20 protein-coding genes and 1 tRNA gene are annotated in these 25,921 nt (G+C 45.4%); 16 read left to right on the top strand and 5 right to left on the bottom strand.

All coding sequences use genetic code 11. The annotated features are described in order from the left end of the window. The first annotated feature begins 316 nt into the window (after nucleotides 1–316). Nucleotides 317–613 carry a transposase gene (locus tag QUB06_RS34730; RefSeq protein ID WP_445251404.1) on the top strand — a complete coding sequence of 99 codons (297 nt, stop codon included), beginning with the start codon at nucleotides 317–319 and terminating at the stop codon, nucleotides 611–613. A 503-nt stretch (nucleotides 614–1,116) separates the two neighbouring features. Further along, complete coding sequence (locus QUB06_RS19640) at nucleotides 1,117–3,333, top strand: polysaccharide biosynthesis tyrosine autokinase (RefSeq protein WP_333436677.1); 2,217 nt, start codon at nucleotides 1,117–1,119, stop codon at nucleotides 3,331–3,333. 20 nt (nucleotides 3,334–3,353) lie between these two features. Here the strand turns inward: QUB06_RS19640 and QUB06_RS19635 are convergent, their stop codons facing one another. Then, the gene (locus QUB06_RS19635; RefSeq protein ID WP_333436676.1) at nucleotides 3,354–6,761 is read right to left on the bottom strand and encodes a PAS domain S-box protein; all 3,408 of its coding nucleotides are present in this window, start codon (nucleotides 6,759–6,761) and stop codon (nucleotides 3,354–3,356) included. A gap of 626 nt (nucleotides 6,762–7,387) precedes the next feature. On the opposite strand from QUB06_RS19635, the gene QUB06_RS19630 reads away from it, so the two are divergent. The 7 genes from QUB06_RS19630 (at nucleotide 7,388) to QUB06_RS19600 (ending at nucleotide 14,853) form a co-directional block, all read left to right on the top strand. Then, nucleotides 7,388–8,362 (top strand): LysR family transcriptional regulator, encoded by a 975-nt coding sequence (locus tag QUB06_RS19630; RefSeq protein WP_333436675.1) that lies wholly within the window; start codon nucleotides 7,388–7,390, stop codon nucleotides 8,360–8,362. 196 nt (nucleotides 8,363–8,558) lie between these two features. Further along, complete coding sequence (locus QUB06_RS19625) at nucleotides 8,559–9,623, top strand: anthranilate phosphoribosyltransferase family protein (RefSeq protein WP_333436674.1); 1,065 nt, start codon at nucleotides 8,559–8,561, stop codon at nucleotides 9,621–9,623. A 251-nt stretch (nucleotides 9,624–9,874) separates the two neighbouring features. After that, complete coding sequence (locus QUB06_RS19620; RefSeq protein WP_333436673.1) at nucleotides 9,875–10,480, top strand: molybdenum cofactor guanylyltransferase; 606 nt, start codon at nucleotides 9,875–9,877, stop codon at nucleotides 10,478–10,480. A gap of 186 nt (nucleotides 10,481–10,666) precedes the next feature. Continuing rightward, a complete protein-coding gene (locus QUB06_RS19615; RefSeq protein WP_333436671.1) occupies nucleotides 10,667–11,842 on the top strand; it encodes an aminotransferase class V-fold PLP-dependent enzyme in 1,176 nt (391 codons plus the stop codon). Between the two features lie 585 nt (nucleotides 11,843–12,427). After that, nucleotides 12,428–12,775 carry a DUF6717 family protein gene (locus tag QUB06_RS19610; protein ID WP_333436670.1) on the top strand — a complete coding sequence of 116 codons (348 nt, stop codon included), beginning with the start codon at nucleotides 12,428–12,430 and terminating at the stop codon, nucleotides 12,773–12,775. 14 nt (nucleotides 12,776–12,789) lie between these two features. Beyond that, nucleotides 12,790–14,139 (top strand): LCP family protein, encoded by a 1,350-nt coding sequence (locus tag QUB06_RS19605; protein ID WP_333436669.1) that lies wholly within the window; start codon nucleotides 12,790–12,792, stop codon nucleotides 14,137–14,139. A gap of 204 nt (nucleotides 14,140–14,343) precedes the next feature. Then, complete coding sequence (locus QUB06_RS19600) at nucleotides 14,344–14,853, top strand: pentapeptide repeat-containing protein (RefSeq protein WP_333436668.1); 510 nt, start codon at nucleotides 14,344–14,346, stop codon at nucleotides 14,851–14,853. 36 nt (nucleotides 14,854–14,889) lie between these two features. Here QUB06_RS19600 and QUB06_RS19595 read toward each other — a convergent pair whose 3' ends face one another. Both QUB06_RS19595 and QUB06_RS19590 read right to left on the bottom strand, forming a co-directional pair. Next, nucleotides 14,890–15,069 carry a hypothetical protein gene (locus QUB06_RS19595; protein WP_333282560.1) on the bottom strand — a complete coding sequence of 60 codons (180 nt, stop codon included), beginning with the start codon at nucleotides 15,067–15,069 and terminating at the stop codon, nucleotides 14,890–14,892. Next, nucleotides 15,032–16,285 carry an S-layer homology domain-containing protein gene (locus QUB06_RS19590; RefSeq protein ID WP_333436667.1) on the bottom strand — a complete coding sequence of 418 codons (1,254 nt, stop codon included), beginning with the start codon at nucleotides 16,283–16,285 and terminating at the stop codon, nucleotides 15,032–15,034. Before QUB06_RS19590 ends, QUB06_RS19595 begins: the two co-directional genes overlap by 38 nt. A 526-nt stretch (nucleotides 16,286–16,811) precedes the next feature. Between QUB06_RS19590 and QUB06_RS19585 the strand changes: the two genes are divergently transcribed. Together QUB06_RS19585 and QUB06_RS19580 are read left to right on the top strand one after the other, a co-directional pair. Further along, complete coding sequence (locus QUB06_RS19585; protein ID WP_333436666.1) at nucleotides 16,812–18,290, top strand: amidase; 1,479 nt, start codon at nucleotides 16,812–16,814, stop codon at nucleotides 18,288–18,290. Nucleotides 18,291–18,489: 199 nt separating this feature from the next. Beyond that, the gene (locus tag QUB06_RS19580; protein ID WP_333436665.1) at nucleotides 18,490–20,091 is read left to right on the top strand and encodes a hypothetical protein; all 1,602 of its coding nucleotides are present in this window, start codon (nucleotides 18,490–18,492) and stop codon (nucleotides 20,089–20,091) included. A 164-nt stretch (nucleotides 20,092–20,255) separates the two neighbouring features. On the opposite strand, the gene QUB06_RS19575 is transcribed toward QUB06_RS19580, so the two are convergent. After that, the gene (locus QUB06_RS19575) at nucleotides 20,256–20,948 is read right to left on the bottom strand and encodes a GDSL-type esterase/lipase family protein (protein WP_333436664.1); all 693 of its coding nucleotides are present in this window, start codon (nucleotides 20,946–20,948) and stop codon (nucleotides 20,256–20,258) included. An 80-nt stretch (nucleotides 20,949–21,028) separates the two neighbouring features. Between QUB06_RS19575 and QUB06_RS19570 the strand changes: the two genes are divergently transcribed. From QUB06_RS19570 to QUB06_RS19550, 5 genes are all read left to right on the top strand, one after another. Then, nucleotides 21,029–21,265: a DNA-directed RNA polymerase subunit omega gene (locus tag QUB06_RS19570; protein WP_333080095.1), complete on the top strand. Its 237-nt coding sequence runs from the start codon at nucleotides 21,029–21,031 to the stop codon at nucleotides 21,263–21,265. Nucleotides 21,266–21,570: 305 nt separating this feature from the next. Next, nucleotides 21,571–22,866 carry a transposase gene (locus tag QUB06_RS19565; RefSeq protein ID WP_333436663.1) on the top strand — a complete coding sequence of 432 codons (1,296 nt, stop codon included), beginning with the start codon at nucleotides 21,571–21,573 and terminating at the stop codon, nucleotides 22,864–22,866. A 68-nt stretch (nucleotides 22,867–22,934) separates the two neighbouring features. Next, nucleotides 22,935–23,582: a hypothetical protein gene (locus tag QUB06_RS19560; protein WP_333436662.1), complete on the top strand. Its 648-nt coding sequence runs from the start codon at nucleotides 22,935–22,937 to the stop codon at nucleotides 23,580–23,582. Nucleotides 23,583–23,728: 146 nt separating this feature from the next. Continuing rightward, complete coding sequence (locus tag QUB06_RS19555; protein ID WP_333436661.1) at nucleotides 23,729–24,097, top strand: DUF1818 family protein; 369 nt, start codon at nucleotides 23,729–23,731, stop codon at nucleotides 24,095–24,097. Between the two features lie 37 nt (nucleotides 24,098–24,134). After that, nucleotides 24,135–24,208, top strand: a tRNA-Pro gene (locus QUB06_RS19550). A 336-nt stretch (nucleotides 24,209–24,544) separates the two neighbouring features. Here the strand turns inward: QUB06_RS19550 and QUB06_RS19545 are convergent. Continuing rightward, nucleotides 24,545–25,738, bottom strand: a complete 1,194-nt coding sequence (locus QUB06_RS19545) for a transposase (RefSeq protein WP_333436660.1) — start codon at nucleotides 25,736–25,738, stop codon at nucleotides 24,545–24,547. Nucleotides 25,739–25,921: the final 183 nt, after the last annotated feature.

Raw genomic sequence — 25,921 nt, 5'->3', positions numbered from 1 at the left:
TGCTGCTTCTATCTTCTCCTACTACTGGTTCGATCGCTCATAACTTTACAATTATTTACATAATTTCACCCAAAAATATTTCTCTAGGGGGATGGCCAACGATATATGTGTTAAAACCATGACAGTGCTTGACTTAAGTGATAAAATGGATATCCTCAATAATGAGTTTAAAAGCCTAGGGCGTGTTTTCTTGCCTCGTTGTATCCTCGAAAATAGGCGTGCTCCGGCAGGAAGTCTTGAGGAACCCTTGGAGACTTAAGTACGGAACAGTGGGATTAGTTAAAACCGCTACTACCACCGCTCCAACCCAAAACCGATCAGCCTGCGTGACGACCATCGACAAGTTGTCAATGGCATTCTGTGGATACTCAGAACCGGGACTCCGTGGCGAGACCAGCCAAAACGTTATAGTAAGTGGGTTCAGGGTGGCAACACGGTTTTATCGGTGGCAAAAAGCCGATCGAAGGAAACAAGTCTTATAAGGTCTACAAGCCGATGCGGATCAACTCCGAAAGCTACACTATCCGGTTCATTACGTCGATCGAACTGTGATTCGTGCCCGCCAACCCTCGGCTATGGTGGAAAAAAGGAGGCGAATCACAGGAAAAACTAGGCCGTTCTCGTGGTGGTTTTAGTACCAAAATACAGATACGTTAAAGTGAGGGTAAAGGTAAACCTATAACTTTTCTTCTGAGTAGCTTGTCAACCTAACGAGTCAATTTTTTTAGAACAATTGATGGAACAAGGAGCAGTAAGCGCATTCTGGTGCAGGTCGTCCGCGTCAATCCCCTGAAAGAGTCGTAGGAGACAAAGGCGATCGCACGTCGTCCCATCCGTAGTTATCTAAGTCGCGCCCGGTATCCGTTTTACGATTCCACGACTTTCAAATGAACTACGTCGCCGTCTTTTTAGCCGTGAAATCTACTCTCAACGCAATATAGTTGAATCTGCTATCAACCGACTCATGAAAAGGAGACGTATTGCTACCGGATAGGAGAAATTGGCTGCCAACTATACAGCCATGATTACGATCGCCTGCATTCTGTTGTGGTTATAGTTTAAAAACACGCCCTAGGGTGTTAGAGTTTACAAAAAATCATTTTTCGGGAGTAACTGATGGAATCAACTGAAAGTGGTATCGGATTTCAGGAATACTGGCAGATTCTGAAGCGCAGGTGGCTGCCAGCCTTAGCAGTATGTGCCTCGGTTGTTGCACTCGCCACCTACAGCACGCTGAAGGAAAAAGCAGTTTATATGGCAGAAGGAAAGCTGTTATTTAAGAAAACAACTCCTGGATCTGCTTTAACAGAATTGGGTAAAGAAATCGGAGAGTTGACTCCTGCGGCGCAACAAAGCAACCCTCTGACAACGGAAATCGAACTGATTCGTTCAGTCGAAATTGTCGAAAAAACTATAAATATACTTCAGTTAAAAGACGAAGAAAATAATCATCTGAAAACAAAAGATTTTTTTAAAAATCTGACAGTAGCTACTATTAAGGGCGCTGATATCCTCACGGTTTCCTACAAAGATAAAAACCCGGAGATAGCAGCCGCTGTCGTAAAAACCATGATGAAGTTTTATATTGATAACAATCAAAAAGTGAATCGCTTAGAAGCTGTGTCTGTTCGACAGTTTATTGAAAAGAAGCTGCCTAAGTCAGACCAAGCTATGCGGAAAGCAGCTGCAGAATTGAGGAAATTTAAAGAAGATAATAAAGTGGTCAATCTTGAAGAAGAAGCTAAATCAGCAGTGGCAGTTATGGCGGAACTAGAAAGTCAAATCGACCAAGCTAAGTCGGATTTGCTCAAGGCCCGGGCTCAGTCTAAAGCATTTGAAGACGAATTACAAATGAATCCCCAGCAAGCATTGACCGCCAGCACCCTCAGCCAATCTAGCACTGTGCAGGAAGCTCTCAAAGAATACAAACAAATAGAGCGGCAGTTAGCAATTGAGCAAAATCGCTACCAGGAAAATTCGCCTATAATCACTAGGTTAGAAACTAAGAAAGCTACGATGAAAGCTTTACTAGACCAACAAATACAACAAGTTTTAGGGGGGCAACAGCCGTTGCAAAATCAAAGTTTACAGATAGGAGAGGTGAAACCCAAACTGATCGAAGAATTTATCAAGGTAGATGTAGAACGCCAGGGTTTGGCTGAGCGAGTTACTATTCTATCAAATGCTCTAGCTGGCTACAAGCAGCGGGTAAAAGTTTTGCCGAAGCTAGAGAAGGAAAAGCGGGAACTAGAAAGAAAACTCCAAGAAGCCGAAGCTGATTATCAGGAATTGCAAAAAAAACTCCAGGAAATTCGGATTACTGAAAATCAGCAAGTGGGGAATGCTCGGATTATCCAAAAGCCGAGTGTTCCGGAGGAACCAGTCCGTTCTCGCAAGTCTTTATTGCTGGTAGCTGGCGGCTTGTTGGGAACTCTGCTGGGTATAGCTGCGGCGCTGCTTTTAGAATCTCAAGATAAGTCGGTCAAAACTATTGAAGAGGCGAGGGAATTATTTGGGTTTACTTTGTTGGGAGTGATTCCTTTCCATAGAAAGTCTGAAAAAAATCCTCGGCGCAATTCCTGGCGACTTAAGTCTGCTTCGCAGGATTTAGAACAATCTCCCCGACAGATTGTTGTGAGAGATACTCCTCATACTTCGAGCAGTGCTGCTTACCGAATGCTTCAGGCAAATCTGAGGTTCCTGAGTTCTGATAAAGAGCTGAAAGTCATTGTTGTCAGTAGTTCGCTACCGCAAGAAGGCAAGTCTACTGTATCGGCTAATTTGGCTGTAGCTATAGCTCAATTAGGACGGAAGGTTTTGCTGGTAGATGCGGATATGCACTGTCCTGTTCAACATCGGATTTGGGAGCTTCCCAATCAAGTAGGTTTGAGCAATGTGATAGTCGGACAAGCTGGGTTTGGCGATGCGATCGCCCAAGTCATGGATAATTTAGATGTGCTCACTTGCGGGGTGATTCCGCCTAATCCAATGGCTCTCTTGGATTCACAGCGGATCACTTTATTAATTAAGCAATTTTCGGCTACTTATGATGCAGTAATTATTGATGCTCCTTCTCTGAATGTTGCTGCTGATGCTCTGATTCTGGGGAATAAAGCAGATGGGATTTTATTGGTAGTGCGGCCTGGTGTTCTGAATTCTGGTACTGTGGCTTTTGCCAAGGAGCTATTGAAGAAATCAAGCCAGCACGTTCTGGGCTTAGTGGTGAATGGAGTAAGTGCTAAAAACGAACCGCACAGCCATTACTATTTTACCAATGAATCTTACGCTCAAGAGCAGAGTCCTGGCATCAATAAAATAACGAATAACCAGTAACCAATAACAAAAGTTAACAGTTAACTGTTGACTTTTGTTATTGGCAGCCGCACTCCGAAAGTCGAGCCGAGTCCTTCCCCTGAACTTTCGGCCCAGACACTGCCGCCGTGGAGTTCCACCAGATGGCGGACGATCGCCAATCCCAGTCCCAGCCCGCCGTAATTGCGCGTAGAAGTGCTGTCAGCTTGGCGGAAGCGATCGAACACAAAGGGCAAAAACTCCTTGCTGATGCCAATTCCCGTATCTCTGACAACGATCGAAACAGAGTGAACCGGAGACGGCCCAGACAAGATCGCGCCACCCGCTGCTCCCGGTTCCCCATCCTCCGAGAGCCTTACTTCCACGCGACCCGACGGCGGCGTAAACTTAATAGCATTCGAGAGCAAATTAGACACCACCTGCTGCAAACGAGTAGCATCGCCCCTCACCAAGCTCACCCCTTCGCCACAAAAACTCACCAATTCAATTCCCCTAGCTTCAGCATCAGGGCTCAGCGCCTTCACCGCCGTTTCTACAATCCGCACCAAATCCACCGGGAACAGCTTCAAACACACTTTGCCGCTGACAATCCGGGAAACGTCCAGCAAATCCTCAATCATCTGAGTCTGCAACCGCGCGTTTCGCTCAATAGTCTCCAAACCGACAGCCGTTTTTTCGGCACTCATCTGGCGCTGCCGCAGCATCTGCGCCCAGCCCAAAATGGCGTTCAGAGGCGTCCGCAACTCGTGAGAAAGCGTTCCCAAAAACTGGTCTTTAATCCGGTTGGCCTCCGCTGCTTCCCGGTAAAGCCGCGCATTGTCGATCGCCACCGCCGCATCCCGCGCCAAATCCTCTAGCAAAACTAAATCGCTCTCCCTGCAGCGGCGGCCCGACTCCCCGCACAGCAACGAAATCGCTCCCAGCGTCCGCCCGCGAGCGATCAGTGGCACGCAGATTGCCGACAGCACCTGAGATTGGGATCGCAGCACCAACTGCAGTTCCCTGTCGGGCACAACCGCCTCGATCACCCATTCCGGTATTTCGGCGTAAAGCTTCGACTCCCCAGTCCGCAGCACCTTTGCTACTCCGTGCCGTCCCTGGGGGTCTAGCGGCATACGCCGATCGATTTGCCACAGCAGAGCGACTTTGCTCGGATCTGAATGAGCAACTGCGTGCAAGCGGATCGAGCCGTCGGCCTCGACCAAATGCACGCAGCACCAATCCCCCAGCGCCGGTACTGTTAAATCTGCCAAACCTTGCAGCGCCTCCTCGTAATCCAGGGAAGCCGACGACAGCACAGCCAAAGCTTGAGCGCGAAAATAGGCTGTTTGGGTCGCTCGCTGGCGATCGTCAATATCCGTACAAGTCCCGAACCACTTGATAATTTTCCCCTCAGCATCCCGCACGGGCAATGCCCTGCCCAGATGCCAGCGGTAAGCCCCGTCAGATGCCCGTTTAAAGCGGTATTCCACCTCGTAAGTCCTCCCCGTCTCCACGGAGGTATTCCAGCGTTCTAGGCAGTTTTCCACGTCATCTGGATGCAAAACTGGCTGCCACCCCCAGCCTTGAGTTTCCTCCAGCGTCAAGCCGGTATATTCAAACCAGCGCTGGTTGTAGTAGTCGAGCCAGCCGTCGGGTCTGGCAGTCCAAACTATTTGCGGGATGGCTTCAGCGAGGACGCGGTACAACTGTTCGCTGGCTTCGGCGTGGCGACGGGCGGCCTGTTCCCGCGCCAATGCCCAATTCCGCTGTTCTTCGGCCTCTTTGCGAGCGGTGATGTCGCTAATCACGCCGATCCATTTGCAGGGATTACCTTGTTTGTCAAGCACTGCTTTGCCCCGATCGATCCAATGGAGCAAGCCACCCCCCTGGCACTGAACGCGGTATTCCTGAAAAAATGGGGCGGCAGAACTGTCTGGCGCACTCAAATACCGATCGACTGCGGCTAAAACTCGATCGCGGTCGATCGGGTGCAAGATACTGTTCCAAGCTGCTCTTGTCCTCGGAAATCCGCCTTTTGCGTACTCCAAATGTTCGTCAACGTGACCGAACCACAGCACGATCCCGGTTTCGATATCCCATTCGTAAATTAAATCACTGGCACTTTCTGCAGCAATCCGAAACCGCTCTTCAGACTGTCGCAGCACTTCCAGAAATTTAAAGCGTTCCGTCACGTCCAAAACCAGAGACAGCACCGATACCAACTGTCCCGAATCGCTGTAAAAAGCCGAATTGTACCATTCGCAGTGTACCAACGAACCCGACTTATTATAATTGCTGTTGCGAACTACATTGCAGCGATTTTCTGGTTTTTTTAAACTATAAATTGCCGATTCTACCTCTGATAAATCGCCCTTTGAAATAAAGTCCCAGTCGCTAAAATGCTTGCCTAAAACTTCTCTTTTTTCCCACCCAAAAATCTTCTCGGCCGCCGGCGACCACCCGCTGAGACGAAAGTTTTCATCCCACTCAATCACCGCTAGGGGCGTATTTTCAAAATGAGAAGTGAGTTTTTGCAGCGCCTCGCGCAGGGATGCTTCTACTTGCTTTCGCCCAGTAATATCGCTAAAAGAAATAGCAATGCCGTCTCCCAATTTAACGGTCATAATCCGAAACCAGGCGACAATGCCTTCGTTGTTATAATAAATCTCGGTATCGAGGGGAATTCCTGTTTCTACAACTTGCACGTAACGGTCGAACAAATTGTTATCTTTATGGCCCGGCAGCACTTGCAGCAATCGCTTGCCGGTTAATTCTTCAGGAGTACGGTGTTGCATTTTGGCCGCTGCGGGATTGACGTATTCCCATTCAAAATCCACAATTGTGGATTCGTCGCGGATGCTGCGGAATACGTTAAATCCGTCTAGAGATAATTCCTGAAAAACGCGGAAGCGTTCTTCGCTTTCTTGCAGCTTGCCTACAGTGTCAAGCAGGAGGTCCTCGACTCGCTCGCGCTGTGTTATTTCTGCAAGCAATTGCTGGTTAATTTGCTGGAGTTCGGTTGTGAGGGAAGGGAGGGAATTTGTAATAGCAGAGTCGGCTTGCAGTCGATCGACCTTTTGGGTTCCCAGCGCCGTATTTCCTGGTAAAGAGGCAGCCCCAGCCAAAGCCAACACTTGAGGAACCCAGGGTATCAGGGACGCTACAGCCCACAAAGAGATGATAGCGGTAACGGCAGCGATCGAACTTGACAGCCAGTAGCTGGGATGCACCAGCATCCAAACTTGCATCAAGTGAGTTGTCCCGCCGCAGAAAAACCAGGCTCCCAATAGGAGAAACCCCTTGCTTAAAGGCACATTCCGCTGCTTCCGGGCATAGTATGTCAGAAGTGCTGGAATTGAATAATAAGCCAAGGCAATTAACACATCGCTGACCGCGTGCAGTCCCATCAACTGGGGCTGCCACTGGCAACAGCCATCTTGGGGAATAAAATTGTGGTTAAATGACATAATCTTAATAAATGCTTAATAAATGGCAGCATTTCGGCTTTCCTGTGCGATCGATCCTAGTTGCACTTGTGTTGCTGACCCGCTAATTTCTAGTTTATACACAAAAAAACCTAAAACAAGAGTAACTTTAGTCTGGGGAGCAAAGTTCACAGTAGGTTTTAACCTGCCTACAATATTCGTACATTTATTGAGAGGTTTAGGGAGAGTCAGATACTATAATTCCCAAGGAGGTACGAAATTCAATGCTATATTTTGAATTCACAACTTACTAAAAAACAGAGCAATCGAGCGCACTTGATGAAGGGATTACTAAAGTGCCGTTCATTGAAACGGTTTAGCTAGAAGCTTGCAATATTCGATAAATTCATCTTTATGGAATCTATTCTTTGAGAAGTTTGCCGATTCAGAAATCCCTTCAACATAATAGGAGAATCGACCTCTACTTGGAGGCTCAGAAATCCTGCCGGAGCAGATTGATGCTTGGAACGTAGCATCCCCGCCTCTCGCCCCGGAATCACAACTAATCTGTACCTGTATCAAAGTCTACTAAATTCTGCTACTAAATCGGTTAATGTCACAGATAATCTTCCAGTAAAATTTCTGAAACCATCTCGAATTAAACATCCATGCGCTTAGAGCAGCTTCAAGCATTTCTTTCAGTTGCTGAAACTGGTAGCTTTCAGCAAGCGGCCCGGAAGTGCGGCGTTACCCAATCGACTATTAGCCGCCAAGTGCAGGGATTAGAAGCGGAAGTGGGTTTGTCGCTGTTTCACCGCACGGCCCACGCGAAACTGACTGTGGGAGGGGAATGCCTGTTACCTCACGCTCGCAAAATCTGTCAGACTTGGCAAAATGCTGCTGAAGAATTGGGAGACTTACGGGCGGGAAAGCAGCCGGAACTTTGCGTGGCTGCGATTCACTCGGTTTGCGCTGCTTATTTGCCACCTGTGCTGCAAAAGTTTTGCCGCGACTATCCAGACGTGCAATTGCGGGTGACTGCCCTGGGGAGCGATCGAGCTCTGAAAGTCCTCAAAGATGGTTTGGTGGACATAGCGGTGGTGATGAACAACCGCCATTTTACTCAAGCCCCGGAAATGTTGGTTGAGGTGCTCTACAATGAGCCGATCGAGGTGTTGATGGCGGCGGGTCATCCCCTGGCCCAGTACGATCGAGTACCTTGGCCGGAATTGATTTGTTACCCGCAAGTGGTGTTTAAGGACGGGTACGGAATGCAGCGGATGGTGCAAGAACAATTTGGACGCATCGGTGCTAAACTTCATGCTGTTTTGGAACTCAACACTCTTGATGCTTTTCGGGGTGTGGTGCGACAGGGAGAATTGATTGCTTTGCTGCCACATTCAGCTTTGGTGGACGCCAAGGGCGATCGCACTTTAGCAATTCGGTCGATCGCCCCAGATCGGTCAAATTCCAAGGTTTCGACGATCGGTCAATTGGCAGCAGATCCCACTTGGACTCGCGAAGTGGTATTGGTGACAACTCACGATCGAATGCAAATTCCGCCGATCGCCCATTTCTGGAATCTGGTACGCGAATTTGTCCCGCCAGTTGATGTAATCAAGCTAGGAAAATCAGGGAGTTAATACCATTTTAGATTTTAGATTTTAGATTTTAGATTGGGAAGGACTGATGAAATAAGGGTTTGGATATTTCCAACAATTGCCTTCTTTTTGAGAACTGGTATAATTCGATAATTTTGAATAGATAGTTCTGAAATTTAAATTTAAAACGGTTCAAATACTACCAATTACCCCTTACCAATTACCAACTTCAAAAGTTATGAGTGACGCATTTAGAGAATTGCTGCGAAAAATTGGCAGCGGAGTACACACAGGAGAAAACTTAACTCGCTCCGAAGCAGCAGCAGCCACGCGGATGATGCTGCTGGGGGAAGCAACACCGGCTCAAATCGGAGCTTTTATGATTTCCCACCGCATTAAACGGCCCACTGGGGAAGAATTAGCCGGAATGCTCGATGCTTATGAAGAATTGGGCCCTATGCTTGCCCCCCCAAACCGAGAAAAAGGGTTTTCCGTCTCTACCGTCGCCGTGTTTGGCGTTGCTTACGACGGGCGATCGCGCACGGCTCCAATTAGCCCAATAACCGCCCTAATTTTAGCCGCCTCTGGCGTCCCAACCCTCATGCACGGGGGAGATACCATGCCAACAAAGGAAGGCATTCCCCTGATTGAAATTTGGCGCGGTTTGGGAGTGAATTGGGGAAAACTGAGTTTAGAAAAAGTCCAGCAAGTTTTTGACAATACGGGTTTGGGTTTTGTTTACCTTCCCAAGCATTTTCCTCAAGCCGCCACTTTAGTTCCCTACCGCCGCGAAATTGGTAAACGGCCACCTTTTTCGACAATGGAGTTGATGTGGTGTCCCTGTACCGGCGACGTTAACGTTATATCGGGCTACGTCCACCCGCCGACAGAAGGTATGTTTCAAAAAGCCTTTGATCTGCGCGGAATCAAAAATTATACCACAGTCAAGGGATTGGAGGGAAGCTGCGATTTGCCGCGCGATCGTACTGCGATTATCGGCATTGCTAAGCCGGACGCTGAGTTTGAGCGAGTGCTTTTAGCCCACGGAGATTACGGTTTTAGCAGCACAAATCCGGCCTTGGAATCAACCTCTGAGTTATTAAAACAAATGCAGGAAGTGTTGCTGGGAAAACCCTCAGAAGTGATGCAGTCCGCTATCTGGAACGGCGGCTTTTATCTGTGGCGCAGCGGAGTTTGTTTGGATATGAGCTCTGGTTTAATTGAGGCAGAAACTTTACTCAGCAGCGGTCAAGTAGTGCAAAAACTTGAGGAAGTTAGCCAAGCCGTTAGTGTTTTGAGTTGAGAATGACAGTAGTCAGTAGTTGACAGTTGACAGTTAACTACTGACTACTGACTACTGACTACTAGACATCTCCAATAATTATTGTGGAACAGGCATCTTGCCTGTTCAAAACAGACAATTGTTGCGATGACTAATGACTAATGACTAATGACTAATGGCTAATGACTAATGACTAATGACTAATGATAATGACTAATGACTAATGACTAATGACTAATGACTAATAACTAATGACTAATGACTAATGACTAATGACCAATCATAAAATTGCCGTAATTGTACTTGCAGGCGGTCAAAGTTCGCGGATGGGTAGGGATAAAGCTCTACTGGAAATAGAGGGGAAATCCCTATTGCAGCGGGCGTTGGAAGTTGCCACAGTTGTAACCCCCGAAGTTTATGTTCTGACTGCTTGGCCCCATCGCTATCGATCGACCTTAACCGAAACATCCCAATTTCTGGTAGAGTACAATCCGGGTTCCGGGCCTTTGGTTGCATTGACTCAGGGATTGACAGAAATTGCCGCCGAGTGGATTTTACTGTTAGCTTGCGATTTGCCTTTGTTGGATGCCCAGATTATTCAGAATTGGGCAAGTCAGTTAACAGAATTTTCCCCATCAACTTTAGCAGTTGTGCCTTATCAAAATTCGCGCTGGGAGCCTTTGTGTGGCTTCTACCGCCAACAATCTCTGCCCAGCTTGCAAAGTTTTATTGACAAAGGGGGACGTTCCTTTCAAGTGTGGTTAAATCAAATCTCCGCAATCCCTCTACCTGTAGGGGAACAAGAAGCAGTAATGTTATCCAATTGCAATACATTAGAAGAGTTTGAGCAATTAAAAGGTAAAATGGTTAACGGTTGACCGTTGACAGTTGACAGTTAACTGACTACTGACTAAGGACAACTGGCTCATGACCGTTAACTGACTAATGACTAATGACTAATGACTAATGACTAATGACTAATGACTACTGACTACTGACTACTGACTACTGACTACTGACTACTGACTAATGACTACTGACTAATTACTAATTACTAATTACTAATGATTAACCAATATTGGTTGCTCGATCGCAATATAACTTTCCTCAATCACGGCTCTTTTGGGGCTTGTCCGATTCCCGTACTGGAAGCGCAAACCGCTTTTCGGGAACAACTGGAAAGAGAACCTTTGCGCTTTTTAATGCGGGAATTTGAACCATTGTTGGATAATGCCAGAAATCAATTAGCAGCATTTCTCGGTGCGGCTGAGGATGACTTGGCTTTTGTGCCGAATGCCACGACGGGAGTAAATGCTGTTTTGCGATCGCTCTGTTTTTATCCCGGCGACGAATTGCTAACTACCAATCAGGAATACAACGCTTGCCGCAACACACTTAACTTTGTAGCCGAGCGTACAGGCGCTAAAGTAATAGTAGCAGAAGTCCCCTTTCCCATTGAGTCACCAGAACAAATTATTGAAGCAATAATTAAGTGCGTTTCACCGCAAACAAAGTTAGCTTTATTAGACCACGTTGTGAGCCAAACAGGTTTAATCTTTCCCATCAAACAGTTAGTGGGCGAGTTAGCTAACAGTGGCGTGGATGTATTGGTAGACGGAGCTCATGCGCCGGGAATGGTAGCACTGAATTTAGATGAAATTGGCGCGGCTTACTATACGGGAAATTGCCACAAGTGGCTGTGCGCGCCCAAAGGTGCGGGATTTTTATACGTGCGGCGCGACAAGCAAGATGCCATTCGGCCAACTACAATCAGTCACGGTGCTAACTCGCCCCGCGCTGATAAATCACGCTTTCAATTAGAATTTGACTGGATCGGAACAGTCGATCCTAGTCCCTATTTGTGCGTACCTGTGGCTATTGATTTTATGGGTTCTTTATTGAGTGGCGGCTGGCCGGAATTGAGGGCAAAGAATCATGCTTTAGCATTGGCAGGGAGAAAAATATTGGCTGACAAATTAGATTTGCCGCTGCCTTGTCCTGATGAAATGGTGGGTTCGATGGCAGTTGTCCCTCTGGCAGACGGCCAGTCTGATGTGGTTGCAAAGGGAGGAATTCCACCTTTGCAAGAGGCGCTGTGGGAGATTTTTAAAATTGAAGTTCCGGTGATTCCTTGGCCGGATGCTAGTAAGCAGTTGGTGAGGATTTCGGCTCAGTTATATAATACTTTGCCGCAGTATCAATATTTAGCTAATGCCCTGGTTGAGCTGACGAGAATTTGAGCTGGATTTTCCCGAAAAGAAACATCACACCCAACTACAAACCTTTAAATGTTTGTAGTTAGGGTGTCCGTCCTCATAGTTGGGGTGAATAAAAACTATTCGTCATTACTACAAAGGTAATAAGGGTTATAAAACTAGGCACAATTAAAAGAAAAAATCCTGCAATAAATCACCCTTAAGCGTCTTTGATTTGGCTACCATTTACCGAAACTAAAAAAACTAAAAAAACAGCTCTCAAGCCCGAAGTGCCTAGACTTCACCAATCCGCCCAACCCAAACAAAGTTTGTAAATAACCCGCAAGATTTCCTAAGTTAAAACAGGGTTGTCAAATCGGATAGTGAACAACTTCCGCGCAACAGAATATAATGCAATACGCTTGGGTTAAAACTGTTTATTCCTCGGAGATTCCTTGCAGCATCCCCCTGGTTGTTGGGGAGTAGGGGTTGACTTTGAGCAAGTTCTTGTTCCCCCCTTTTTAAGGGGGGTTAGGGGGGATCGGCCTTAACTAAACGGTATTAGAATATAATGTATCCACACTTGTATTTTTGCAGACAAAAAAAAGTAAATGAAAAGAGGCGAATACCATGTCCAATGCCATGATGGTAATTTACCCCTATCGCGAACAGTACACCTGGGTTTTTGACGACGAGAGAGTCGGACTTGTCCGAGAACCATTTGTTCAGGGCGTCCCCGAAATGATTAACGCGCTTGTCGCAGACATTCCCAATGCCGCTCAAGGTTTCCGACTTTTATTTTCAGCCAACCCATTTCCCGGATATCACGCAGAAATGCTGTGGTTGAAAGCAGAGTACGGGGGTAACTGGTATCGGTGGGAATCGAAAAATCTCGAAGGCTGGCTGTGTCCGGCTTTGCTCAAATACTTTCCAGAAGCACCGCCCAAGTTTTACTGCAAAGCTGAAAAACTGCAATAACCAACAGCAAGTCAATGAAAAACTTGTCAATTTTTAAAAGAAACTTTGTTGAACGAGTCGATCAAACATCTCGAAAAAAGCCTAAATTCTTCGTATATATAGTGGGGCTATTTTTCCTAGTCTTCACCGCCGCCATCTCGGCCACAATGGGGGCAATTACTGCCCTGTTAGCTCCCGTGGAACCCCCAATTATCAATAGAGTATTAGAGGCGACTGGCTTTGACTATCTATCCTCCAACCGAGCGGGATACCGCCTGTCGCGGTCAGTTAATATCTTGGTATTGGGAATTGACGGCGTGCCGGAAGCTGTCGCCAATGGCCCTAAAATATTTAACGGTCGCAGCGATACAATACTCTTATTCCACCTCGATCCTAGAGATAAATCTATTAGTTTGCTTTCTGTTCCACGAGATACTAAAGTCGAAGTTCCCGGAATTAGCTTCAGCAAAATTAGCGAAGCCAATGCTAGAGGAGGAGCAGCTTTGGCGACGCAATTAGTTAGCAGTATGCTGAACAATACGAAAATTGACCGATACGTGCGAGTCAGCAGCAATGCGTTTCGGGAATTAGTCGATTTGTTGGGCGGAGTTGAGGTATTTGTACCTCGCGCGATGTCCTATACAGATACCGCCCAAAAGTTAAAAATAAACTTAGCCAAGGGATGGCAAACTCTCAACGGAGAACAAGCAGAACAATTTGCTCGATTTCGCAACGACGGTTTAGGAGATATCGGCCGCATTCAGCGACAGCAATCTTTAATTCAAGCTATTCGGAACCGCCTCGCAAGTCCATCAGTATTGGTGCGCTTACCACAAATTGTTCGATTGATGCAAAAATATGTGGATACAAACCTAAATTATGAGGAAATACTGACGCTGGCAAATTTCGGTTTGCAATTGGAGCGAGAGAATTTTAAAATGGTAATGTTGCCTGGAAGTTCTAGTTCAGAACAAGCCGATTTAAGGAGTTATTGGATTGTAGATGCGATCGGGCGCGATCGCATTATGACACAATACTTGAACCTGGGCGTGCCAGATTTTGAACAAGGACGAATTCGCAATCCCAGCGACTCCCTGTTGCCCAAAAACCTCAAAATAGCTGTCCAAAATGCTTCTAGCAAACCGACAACCGCAAAAACCGTTGCTGAATTTCTCAGAAAAAAGGGCTTTTTTAATGTATCTGTAGTGCAGGATGCGCCCCAGAAGCAGCGTCAAAGTCAAATTATTGTTCAGCAAGGAGATTTAGAGGCAGCGAATTTACTGCGAAAAGAGTTAGGTGGCGGTAAAATTGAAGCATCTTCTACCGGTGAAATCAATTCTGACTTGACGCTTCGCGTCGGCGAAGATTGGGTAAAGCGATTTTAATTAGTCATGAGTCATTAGTCATGAGTCATGAGTCATTAGTCATTAGTCATTAGTCATTAGTCATTAGTCATTAGTCAGCAGTTAACAGTCAACAGTTAACAGTCAACAGTTAACAGTCAACAGTTAACAGTCAACAGTTAACAGTCAACAGTCAACAGTCAACAGTCAACAGTCAACTATGCCCAATTCCCCATTCCCATCATCATGAAAAGTGTTTTCCGAATCTTCCTGAGCCTGGTTTTAAGTTTAGTGTTGGCTGTTGGGTGGGTGCTGCTGAGTGCTACTCCGGGATTTGCCTTGCCGAAAACAAGTATTAATTACACAAATATTAATTTGTCCGATCGCGATTTTTCCAACTCGGATTTAGCGGGAGGAACATTTGTCGCTGCTGAAATGCGGGGAACAAATTTTCAAGGTGCTGATTTAACTAATGCGATTTTGACTAAGGGAGTTTTGCTGAATGCCAACTTGTCAGGTGCCAACCTCTCCGGTGCTTTGGCAGATAGAGTTACATTCGACGGCGCTAATTTGATGAATGCTAATTTTACCGAGGCAATTATGACTCGAACTCGGTTTTTTGATGCTGCAATTTCCGGCGCTGATTTTACTGACGCGATTATCGACGCTTATCAAGTGAGTATCCTGTGCGAGAAAGCAGATGGTGTCAATCCCGTGACGGGAGTTTCTACCCGCGAAAGTTTGGGATGTCCGTAGAAATTCACACTTACAGGAATTACGCAAAAATTGGTTTTACGCGCTACTTATAGCGGTTAAATTTATAGCGGTAAGGCGCGCAGGGCGCACCCTACATATAGATGTTCTGAGTAACTTCTGTTCTTCCTTCTTCCTTCTTCCTTCTTCCTTCTTCCTTCTTCCTTCTGCTGTATTGGCTCTATCGAGCGCTACAAATGTCTGTGCTGGCAGTACCAACTACCAAATCGGAATTCAACAGCAAATCTAAATCGGTGTCGGGATTAACAGCATACAAATCGACTTTATCTCGGCCCAAAAATACTCCGATCAAAGTCCCGATTCCCGCACCGCCGAGCACCTCTTCAGTCGCGATCGCCCGATCGCCCGTAACACCTGCAATCGCCGCCGCTGCTGCTGCACCCAACGCCGTATTCTTAACCAGATTGCCAACATTAACGCCCTTGGTAACAGTTTCTTTCCTAGTAATCAGTTGCGAAGTGGCATTGAGAGGCACTCTGCTGCCGTTGAGTATACTTAATTCTTGAGCCACAAACTGAACGCCCGAAGCAGTCGATCGCAATTCGCCACTAATTTTCGAGCCTTCGGGTATCAGCACTTGACCATTATTACCCGTGATATCCGAAGCTACAGTCAGCGTAATTGGAGACTTGTCATTAGGGCCGAGCAAAATCTTGCCTTTTGTGTACTCGATTGGGATAGTCACCCCCCTGGGAATTTGCACAGCAACAGACTCGTTAACATCAACCTTAGCAATGTAAGGAGAATTAATTGCTCTTGCTTGATTGGTACTCACTAATGTTTGATAGATAAAAGCAGCTACTTCAGCTCGCGTTGCTGACTTGTTGGGTTTGAGAGATTTAGGATTGGGATAGCTGACAACCAACTGTTTTTCAGTAGCAGCAGCAACGCTTTTGACAGCATAAGTTTGAATCTCACCCGCATCATTATAGTAGCTGAGAACATCTTGAAAATCGCACGTAGGCTCATAGCCCATTCCGTTATTTAAAGCGACTACAACTTGAACGCGAGGAATCTGCTGTGTCGGCCTGAAAACATTGCCGGGATAGCCAGACATCCATCCCATTTCGTAAGCTTCGGCGATCGCCCCGCTTGCCCAAAAATTCGACGGAACATCGGCAAACCTCACAGCATCGCGGGTTTTTGCCTTTTTCACAGAACGCACCATTGCCGCGAATTCAGCCCGCGTTACCGGTGCATCCGGGCGAAAACTACCATCGGGAAATCCTTTGATAATTCCTCTTTCTGACAAATCTTGGATAAAGTCTTTTGCCCAGTAGTTATTATTAACATCCGAAAAAGCTGTTTGAGCAAAAGAAGGCGCAGGAGCTACCATCGGCGCTGCGGTTGCCGCAAATGTTCCCAGTGTTAATAAAACAGATGTACCGGATTTAATGCGATGTAATACAGACATTTTTGATTCTCCAATTTACACAAGCTTTTTATTGAGGAAAAGTAAGCTTTTGATAGGCTGATTAATTACTACCGAACTTGCTCTTTCCCTCCGTCATGTAATCATTATTGAATGCTTTTACTTTTAGTGTGGGGAAGATACGGTCTTTTAAAATAAATATTTTGATGCTTCTTTTGGGATTTTAAAATGCTTAAATTCCTTAAAATCCTTATGTTGCTTATCTCCCTTATCTACCAGGTCTCTGCAATTAACAGGATTTAGGGACAAAACCGAAAGCCGTTTGATATTAGTTAACTATATTAACTGAGATGTTGCACCATTCTCAATAAGCTTTTTATGAACAGGCTTTTAGGCCTGTTCCACAATAAAATTCACTCTTTGTGGAAGAGGCCGAAAAGCCTGTTCCACAATAAAATTCACTCTTTGTGGAAGAGGCCGAAAAGCCTGTTCTTGAGAATGGTGCAAGATGTGAGTTAACTAAAAGTGAATATAATTGACTAGATCGAGAAATACCTGTTTGTTGCCTATGAGTAGCCTGACGTTTGCCTCTGCCCATCAGCTAGCGCGAATGATTCGCGATCGCCAAGTCTCTGCCGTCGAAGTTCTCGACGCTTACCTTACTCAAATTGCAAAGCACAACTCGCAATTAAACGCCATTTGTACGCTGGATGAAGACAATGCCCGTACTAGAGCAAAACTTGCGGATGAAGCCCTAGCCAGAGGAGAAAACTGGGGTGCTTTACATGGGGTTCCCATCACGATTAAAGACATTTTTGAAACAGCCGGACTCCGCACCACAGCAGGCTATATTCCCCTCAAAGATTATGTGCCTCAACAGGATGCAACTGCTGTTGCGAGATTGCGGGCCGCAGGTGCTGTCATCATGGGAAAAACCAACATGGCGGAACTGGCTGCCGATTATCAAAGCACAAATTCTCTGTTTCCACGGGTGAATAATCCTTGGCATCTTGACTACACACCTGGGGGCAGTTCTGGAGGGAGTGCCGCGGCTGTCGCAGCCGGACTTTCACCGTTGGATTTGGGGAACGATTTCGGGGGTTCGGTGCGTCAGCCTGCTCATTTCTGCGGCATATATGGTTTAAAGGCGACAGATCGCCGTATTTCTACAGCAGGGCAGATTCCTGAAGTGCCGGGAATGCCACTGTCTATTCGGCAAATGATGACAGTGGGGTGTTTTGCGCGATCGCTCGAAGACATCCGGCTATGTTTTTCGTTAATTGCAGGCGCGGATCTGCGACGCCCTGATGTCCCGCCGATTCCGCTCGATCAACCCTCTGGCAAGCCTTTGCAGCATCTCAAAATCGCTTGGAGCGATGAATGGGCCGAAGTTCCCGTTGCTTCTGAAATTCGAGCAGCTATGGAGTCGATCGTGCAAACACTCTCTGACGCAGGTGTCCAAATCGAACGCTGGCTTCCCAAAGACTTTGAGCTTTCCAAAATATTGAATCTCTACGGACGGATGTCAATGTACCTGACTATCTACGCTCAACCGCAGGATAGATATAACGTGCGTCGCAGTTTAGAGTTAATCTTCCGCACCGCAACCCAAGGCGACAAGGAACTCCGAAAATTGGGAGATTTCAGCAGATTCCTACCTGAGATATTGAATCCAAGTTTGAAAGGATATTTCGAGGCACTCACACAGCGCGATCGCTTCACTGCCCATATAGATGAGGCATTAGAACCTTGGGATGTATGGCTTTGTCCCGTTGCGGCAACCGCTGCGTTTACTCACCGTCCCGCTTGGAGTGCCGTTGACATTGATGGCAGATCCTATCCTCATGCAGTGGCAAACGGGGCTTACACCATGCCTTCTAATCTTAGCGGACATCCTGCCGTGGTAATTCCAATTGGACAAACTCAAAATGGTTTACCGATTGGAATGCAAATTGTTGGTAAGCGGTGGCGTGAAATGGAGTTGTTGGCGATCGCAAGTGCGATCAACAAAATGGTTGGTAGTTTGCAACACCCACCTGGTTATTGAACGCTCTATCGGCACAAAAAATCCGCTCGTGACGCAAGATTTTTGGATGGTGCGTCATGCGTAAGCCCTGTCTCTGTAATTAACAGGATTTACGGACAAAGCCGTTTGAGAATAACTGCCAGTTCTATTGATATTAGCTAACACACATGGGAATATTAGATATAGACGACATATATCGCATCAACTCTAGAAGCACAATATGAGCGCAGACGAACATATCCTGCAATTACCGCATATAAGTTTAAAGGGCAGAACGCTACTGCCAGAAGCATCGGGAATATATTACGTTGTTGATGAAAAATCCATAATTTGGTACATAGGACAAGCAAAGAATCTGCGTACCCGGTGGACAGGTGATAGTCACCACAGACTATATCAACTACAAAAGCAACGAAAACAACAGTTTACTATCTACTACGAATTATTGCCGGAATCGCTACTTGATATTATCGAACAGCAGCGGATTGAGCAGTACAGCCCGCAGTTGAATGGAACTAAAGTCAAGGCTAAGAAATTAGCTCCCACAGAGAGATTATTACGGGAAACGTTATTTAGCCTAGCCCCTTACAGTTTTGTATTAGGTGTAGAATCCGCCCGAAAAGAAGACCTTAAATTTATCGAAACTTCTATCTATTGGCAAGATAATTGGAGAGTAAAAAAGGCTGTTTTGCCTCTGACTGTAATACATATTTGCATAAATCTAAGTGAATTAGGCTACAACTGGAACTCAGAAATGCGTTTCCTGAGAAGGATTTTTAGAAAGCGCAGTAATTATTATACTAATTGGGAATTTGCTTATACTTATAAAGGTAAACCCATTTATGAATTAGCCGTGAGAAGATTGTTGGTTAATGGGTTAATTATAGAAGTATATGGAATCGAGCGAGAAGCATTACAATACATTCAAGGGTACGATTTGACTCAAGTGGCAAATGTAGAGGTTAGGGCTGTTGATGAAGCTTCTTTAGCCATCCTAAAAAATAAGTGTTTGCTTGGGATTGGAGGGATATCTTTGGCTAAAGATAACCAAGATGACCTATATGAGAGACTTTCCCGCAAGGCTATAGAACGAATATATCCTTATAAACAAGATTTGGTTAAATTACTTTTTAATGAAGAGATAGATTTTAGTAAAAAGCAAGTATTACCAACCAACACAACAACTGTCCGGGATAGTAATACAGGTATGCTTGTAAGGTTAGCTAATCTTGCTAATAAGAAGCAATATCTCGTGGCCTTGTTAACGGAACGTGGTATTGACTTAAATCGTTATGAGGTAAATAAGTATTTAGAGTGCATACCAAAAGATGATAATTACATAGACAGTAGTAGAGATAAAAGAATGATGATATTTGTTAAGCCATTCTTTTGCGATTTAAAAGAACCAATAGGAAAGACAGATGTCAAGTCTGGAGTTTTTCCTATAAGCAACAGCATATACGGTGCAAAAGGGAGGACAAATCAAGGTTCTCAGCATAAAATTTACAAAGAAGTTTATTTGCAAACCACAGTAGATAGAGTCTTTTGGTTGCTGCTAGAAGCCTACTTGTCTGACTTTGCTAAAGTAAAGCTCAACGAAGAAGAAGGATATATAGAAAAAGTGTATGTATCGCCGAGAAGATTTATCACACCCGCTACAGTAACTGTCACTTTAAATGGAAAATGGAAAGCAGATATTCCGTTTGGTTCTAAAGATAATATGTCGTACAAGACAAGTGTAGAGGCGATCGCCAGTCTCTTACAGGCAAGCGGAATACCTAAGCTTAAGTTCTCATTCACAGTAGAGTCTATACGCACATAACTGTTTGTAAAAGAAAGAGTTGTGGTAAACTGCGTCAGGTTTGACATTCTCAATCACCACGAAAAGTAGGATTATGACGAACAGTTTGTTCCCTGGTTCGTCAGTTGTGAGATTGTTAGTTTGTAACGAAAATAATGCGCTGATGACGCACCCTACTTCATTGACTAATGACTAATACTTGCGATCGGCTCCCAACTTGTCACATCTTCAAATAAAGATTGATAGCCCGCTGCATTGGGATGAAGCCCATCTGCAATCAAGCGCGATCGCCACCAATCACTGCCCCGATTTACCCATTTATCAAAAATATCTAAATAGGGAATTCCCCGCAACTCACAAGCTAATTTCGTTGCTTCCTTATACCGATATTGGTCGGCATGACTGTAATACAAACAATCTTGAAAAGGCATTTTACTTTCATCCACCGGCACCATCCCGACAAATATCACCGGACAAAGTTGTTGGGACAGGTTTAACAAATGATCCAAAACAGTTTTAAAATGTTCAAAATCAGTATAACTGCGCCCGGTAGGCGACTGCACTCTCGCCGAATCGTTGAGGCCTACGGAAAGAATAATCGCATCCGGGACGCGGTTTCTGAGCTCGCCACGGTGGCGAAACTCGTTTTCGAGCCGCTGGGAGACTTGATAAGCCCGATCGCCCCGAACGCCCAAATTGTATAAAACGTGTCCTACACTCTCCGGTAACATCCACTGGCGCCGCAATCTTTCCACCCAACCCCCGCCTACACCGTCGCCGAAACCGTAGATTAAGCTGTCACCGAAAGCAACCAATTTGAGGGGATGAGAATTTCCCCGATGCAAGTGACCAAAGGAATAGGCTGTTGCTACCTGCATAAGCAATAATACTCAGTTAATAAATTATGAATCTTGACATACTAGACTAGAATGTAACATTACATAAAGTAGGTAGTCTCATGGCTAATAAGCGTCCACCCTTCGATTCTACTCAGCTAACCCGTCGCGCGGAAGAGTTGATTAACGGTGCATCCAACCGCTATCGGATTACGGTGCAGGTGGCGAACCGCGCCAAACGCCGTCGCTATGAAGATTTTGACAATATGGACGACCATCAAATGAAACCTGTAATGCGGGCGATATTTGAGATGTCGGACGAACTGACTCAGCCGGAAATTATCGGAGACAAGTACTAGACTTTGGGAGTTTTGGGTTTTGAGTGGTGAATTGCCAGCAATTTTTGTCAACTCAAAACTCACAACTTTTTCAAACTAGACTTGGGCGCGCGGGACGAGAAACCCGGTTTATTCCTAGCTACCTCGTTAAGAAACCTCTGATTTTTCTAAGAAACCGGGTTGATGAGCGTAAATCCTAAAATTATAAAGAATACCCTGAAAACCCTGTGGCTTTAGCCCAGGGATGAAAGGGCGTTGCAGGATTTATCCTGCCTACTATCAAGATTGCCAGATGCGGTAAAATAAATCAAAGGAGGTGAAATCAAATGTATGCAGTACAAAAAGATATTTGGCATTTAAAGGGACTCCACAAAACCATTGTTGAGCAACTACTCAGATGGTCGAACAATCTGTTTAATGTTGGCACTTACGAAAGTCGCCAACGATACTTTAAGGATAAAAGTGCTGTCAAATATCTTGACTTGTACAAAATCACTAAAACCAACGAGAATTACGGTTTACTTTATTCTCAGGTAGCTCAACAATCCCTTAAATCTGTTGCCGAATCTTTTAGCTCTTTTCGAGCCTTGGAAAGGTTAGCCAAAAAAGGAGAGATTAATCAAAAACCGAGGCTGCCTAAATATAGAGCAAAAGGCGCTATGTACCAAGTCTCCTATCCAGGGCAAGCCTTAAAAATAGTTGGCAATCGAGTGAGGCTACCTCTGGGAACCAAAGGGAAAGGACACTTTGGGACAGATGCTCTCTGGGTTCCATTGCCAGAAAGGTTAAAAGATTGCCAGCTCAAAGAACTTAGGCTGATCCCTAGAAACGGTCAGGTCTGGATTGAGTATGTCCACGAAAGTCTAACTGAACAGGCTCGCCTGTGCAGTCTCGAAGTAACAGGAGTTTTGGGCATCGATCATGGCATCAACAATTGGTTAACCTGTGTCTCTAGCAATGCCAACCCTTTCATTATTGATGGTCATAAGTTGAAGTCTTGGAATCAATGGTTTAACAAACGAAAAGCTTTTCTTCAATCTGAACACGCCCGACATAAATTACCTCAAGGCTTTTCGTCAAAAAGACTGCAACAGTTATCGGAAACTCGCGCCCGCAGAATGAGAGATGCGGTTAATAAAGCAGTCAGCACTATCGTAAATTATTGCAAAAATAACCAAATTAACGTCATAGTTTTTGGCTGGAATAAAGGACAAAAGCAAGAAGTTAATATGGGAGGTAAGACCAATCAGAGTTTTGTTCAAATTCCTACCGCTAAAGTCAAGGAAAGATTGCAGCAAGAATGCGACTTAATGGGATGGCGATTTGTAGATCAAGATGAATCTTACACATCAAAATCGAGTTTTTTAGACCGAGATTTTCTGCCAGTGAAAGTCGGTGAAAAACCCGACAATTGGCAGCCATCGGGTAAAAGAATCAAAAGAGGATTGTACCGTTCTAGCACTGGATTATCGATCAATGCAGATACTAACGGTGCAGGGAACATCATTCGGAAATCAAAAGTAGCCACAGACTTAATTATTAAGCGAGTGGGTAGTGGGCTGCTGACGAACCCTTTAAGAATTAAACTTTGGCGGGATTCATCCCCCAAAGTTTGTCCTTAAGAATCCCCGCGTCTTTAGACCGGGGAGTGTCAAGAAATTATTCTATTTTTGAAATTCTTGTCAAAACCGTGAATAGATTAAAGCAGGGCTTAAGTTTTCTGTTTGTTACTTTGAGTGTAGCGATTTTCACGCTTTTGAGTTGGGTATTGGAATCCGGGGAACTGAGTCTGTCGGCTTTGGAACCTTCGCTGCTGCGGAGTTCTGAGTCAGCGTCTGTGCAGCGGGTTGCTCAACAATCTGCGCCACCGCAAGTGAGGGTGCAAGATGCGTGGAAATTGGTGTACGAAAAATTGCCGGATTTCCCGATCGAAAATAACTACATTTCCAAGGAAACTGGAAAAGTCGATCCTACCAATACTTTAGTGGGGCGGTTGATTCGATATCACGTATTTGTCAAAGGACGGCCCCCCAATTACCGCTTTGATTGGAAGTTGAGTTTAGCTGACTATTTGGGCGCGACTCCCGATTATTTGGTGGAAAGCGTTTATCCGGGAAAGGACGTTTTGCGCTCAAATCCAATGGAACAGGATCGCGCTGCTATTCAAAGTTTAAATAGAGCACAGCGGGATGCTTTGGTTCAAGCTTTGGTTGATGTCTTTACCGAGACTTCCGGGCGTGGGCGCACACCAGCGGCGGGGGAAAAACCACAAGGGCGATCGAATTCGCCGGAGATACCGCAGCCGCAGCCGGGAGATGCGAAGTTGCTGGCACCTTAATACTCATGGATACAGAAACCGGGTTTTTTACGGAAATATTGCTGTTGACCCTTTAACACAGCTAAAAAACCCGGTTTCTTCCGTTTCGTATTTATGGGTAAGTCCTACTAATCTAAAATCCAAAATCTAAAATCTAAAATCCCTCAATGGTGGAACGTGTAATTAAAACGGGTGTTGGGTGGCGTTTGGGATGGAACCCAGAGGCGGAGGAGTTTAAGGGTTTGGTGGCTGGCGACGGTTGGGCGATCGAACTCACGGAGGCTGAGTTGAACGATTTTTGCCGATTGTTGGGGCAATTAGCCGGCACAATGAGTCAAATGGCCTCTGAGTTAATGGATGAGGAAAAAATCGCCATTGAAGCCGAAAGCGACTTGCTGTGGGTGCAGGTGGAAGGCTATCCCGAAGCTTACAGCGTGCAGTTGATATTGAATGCTGGCCGTCGCGGCGAGGGTTTTTGGCCGGCGGCTGCGGTTCCGAGTTTGGTGCAGGCTGCAAAAGTTTTAAAAGTTTTTTGACTTTTTTGGGAATTCTATGCTAAGCTGTTAAAGCTGTCGGGGCGTAGCGCAGCTTGGTAGCGCACTACTTTGGGGTAGTAGGGGTCGTGGGTTCAAATCCCGCCGCTCCGATAGATGGAATCCTTATACACTAAGGATTCCATTATTTTTGGGAGATTTCGCAGCATATTGTCATTCCCAATAAGGGGTGACAATATCTGACATACTCAGACATAAAGTGCGATAAATCTGCGATATGCCAAAAGGCTCAGTAAATATAGAAGTTTTCAAGCCACTTTGCCGTCACAAGTAATTTTTGAACATTAATCTTGAGGCGCTCGAAATGGTTACTCACAATATTTTAGTTGACATCTCTGAATAATTATGATGCCGACTTCCTACAGCTACGTATAGATTTGTGGATTAGCTTTGACACTCCGGGCGCCTGAAGGCACGAGGATTCTTGGATCATCCAGTCGATTTGCTCGTTGATGCTGCCACCAGCGAGTAGAGATCGGTCTGTCCCCCAGCGTGAATTCCGGTGTGTCCCACCGTATTTAAAGTGATTCCTGCCTGTTTCAAGCCCTTTGCCAAAATGTTTCTTCCGGCATTGTGGTCGCGATCTAGTATCGTTCCGCAACTACAAATATGGGTTCGAGTTGACAGGGTTTTCTTGACAAGATTGCCACAATTTGAACAGTTCTGAGATGTGTACTGCGGTGGAACAGCAATAACTGTTTTGCCGTACACTTTCCCAAAATATTCCAACCATTGAGCAAATTGCGACCAAGCTGCATCGCTAATTGATTTAGCAAGCTTGTGGTTTTTCACCATATTTCGCACCTGAAGGTCTTCATAGGCTACAAAATCGTTAGATTTTACCGCGCACAATGCCGTCTTTATGGCGAAGTCTTTACGCTGCCGACTAACCTTTAGGTGCTTTCTTCCTAACTTGTTGAGCGCTTTTTTCCGGTTTCTGGAACCTTTCTTTTTCCGAGAAACTCGCTGATGCAATCTCTTCAAAGCTTTTTCACTTTTTATGAGATACCGAGGATTAGGAACTGTTTCACCGTCGCTGTCAGTATAGAAGTGGTTTAACCCGACATCTATGCCAATAAATTTACCAGTAGAAACGGGTTCCTCTTTTCGTTCAACGTTGATACAGAATTGGGCGTAGTATCCGTCGGCACGGCGTACAACTCTGATTCGCTTAATCTCATCGGGCGCATAGAAATGCAAATCCCGACTGCCGATTAACTTGAATTTTCCAGCAGCAAAACCGTCTTTAAATGTTAGGTATCTTTTGTCGCTAGAAAGCGCCCAGCCTGATTGTTTGTATTCAACGGAGCGAGTGTGCTTCTTGAATTGTGGATATCCCTTCTTTCCGGGTTTTTTCGCTTTGCAATTGGCAAAGAAACGCCCTATAGCAAAAATGGCACGTTCCGCTGAAGCTTGACGTGCCGTTGAATTAAGCTTGCCCGCCCATTCAAACTCTTTAGCCATAACGGCGCATTGTTTGTACAGGTCTACTAGCTTAATCCCTTGATTGTCTATCCAGTGTCTAAGAGTTTTGTTTCGCACAAATTGAGCCGTCCGAATCATGTCGTCGATGATTCGATATTGCTCCGCTTTGCCCTTTAACTTAAACTCTAATACTATCATTGCAATAGTCTACCACTTTTACAAAAATTTTTACTTACAAGTCTGTGTATCCAACAAATCTTCACAGTCTTTGTAGTTAAAGCCGTCCTATAAGGACGGGGCTTTAGACCCAATTTCGTGGTAACAAAATATAGCAGTCCAAGCTGCATATAAAGCCAATTGAAGGTTTGTTATGATTAAAAC

This window comes from Microcoleus sp. D2_18a_D3, assembly GCF_036702455.1.
Taxonomy (GTDB): Bacteria; Cyanobacteriota; Cyanobacteriia; order Cyanobacteriales; family Microcoleaceae; genus Microcoleus.
This window is presented reverse-complemented; position numbering and strand designations above follow the sequence as displayed.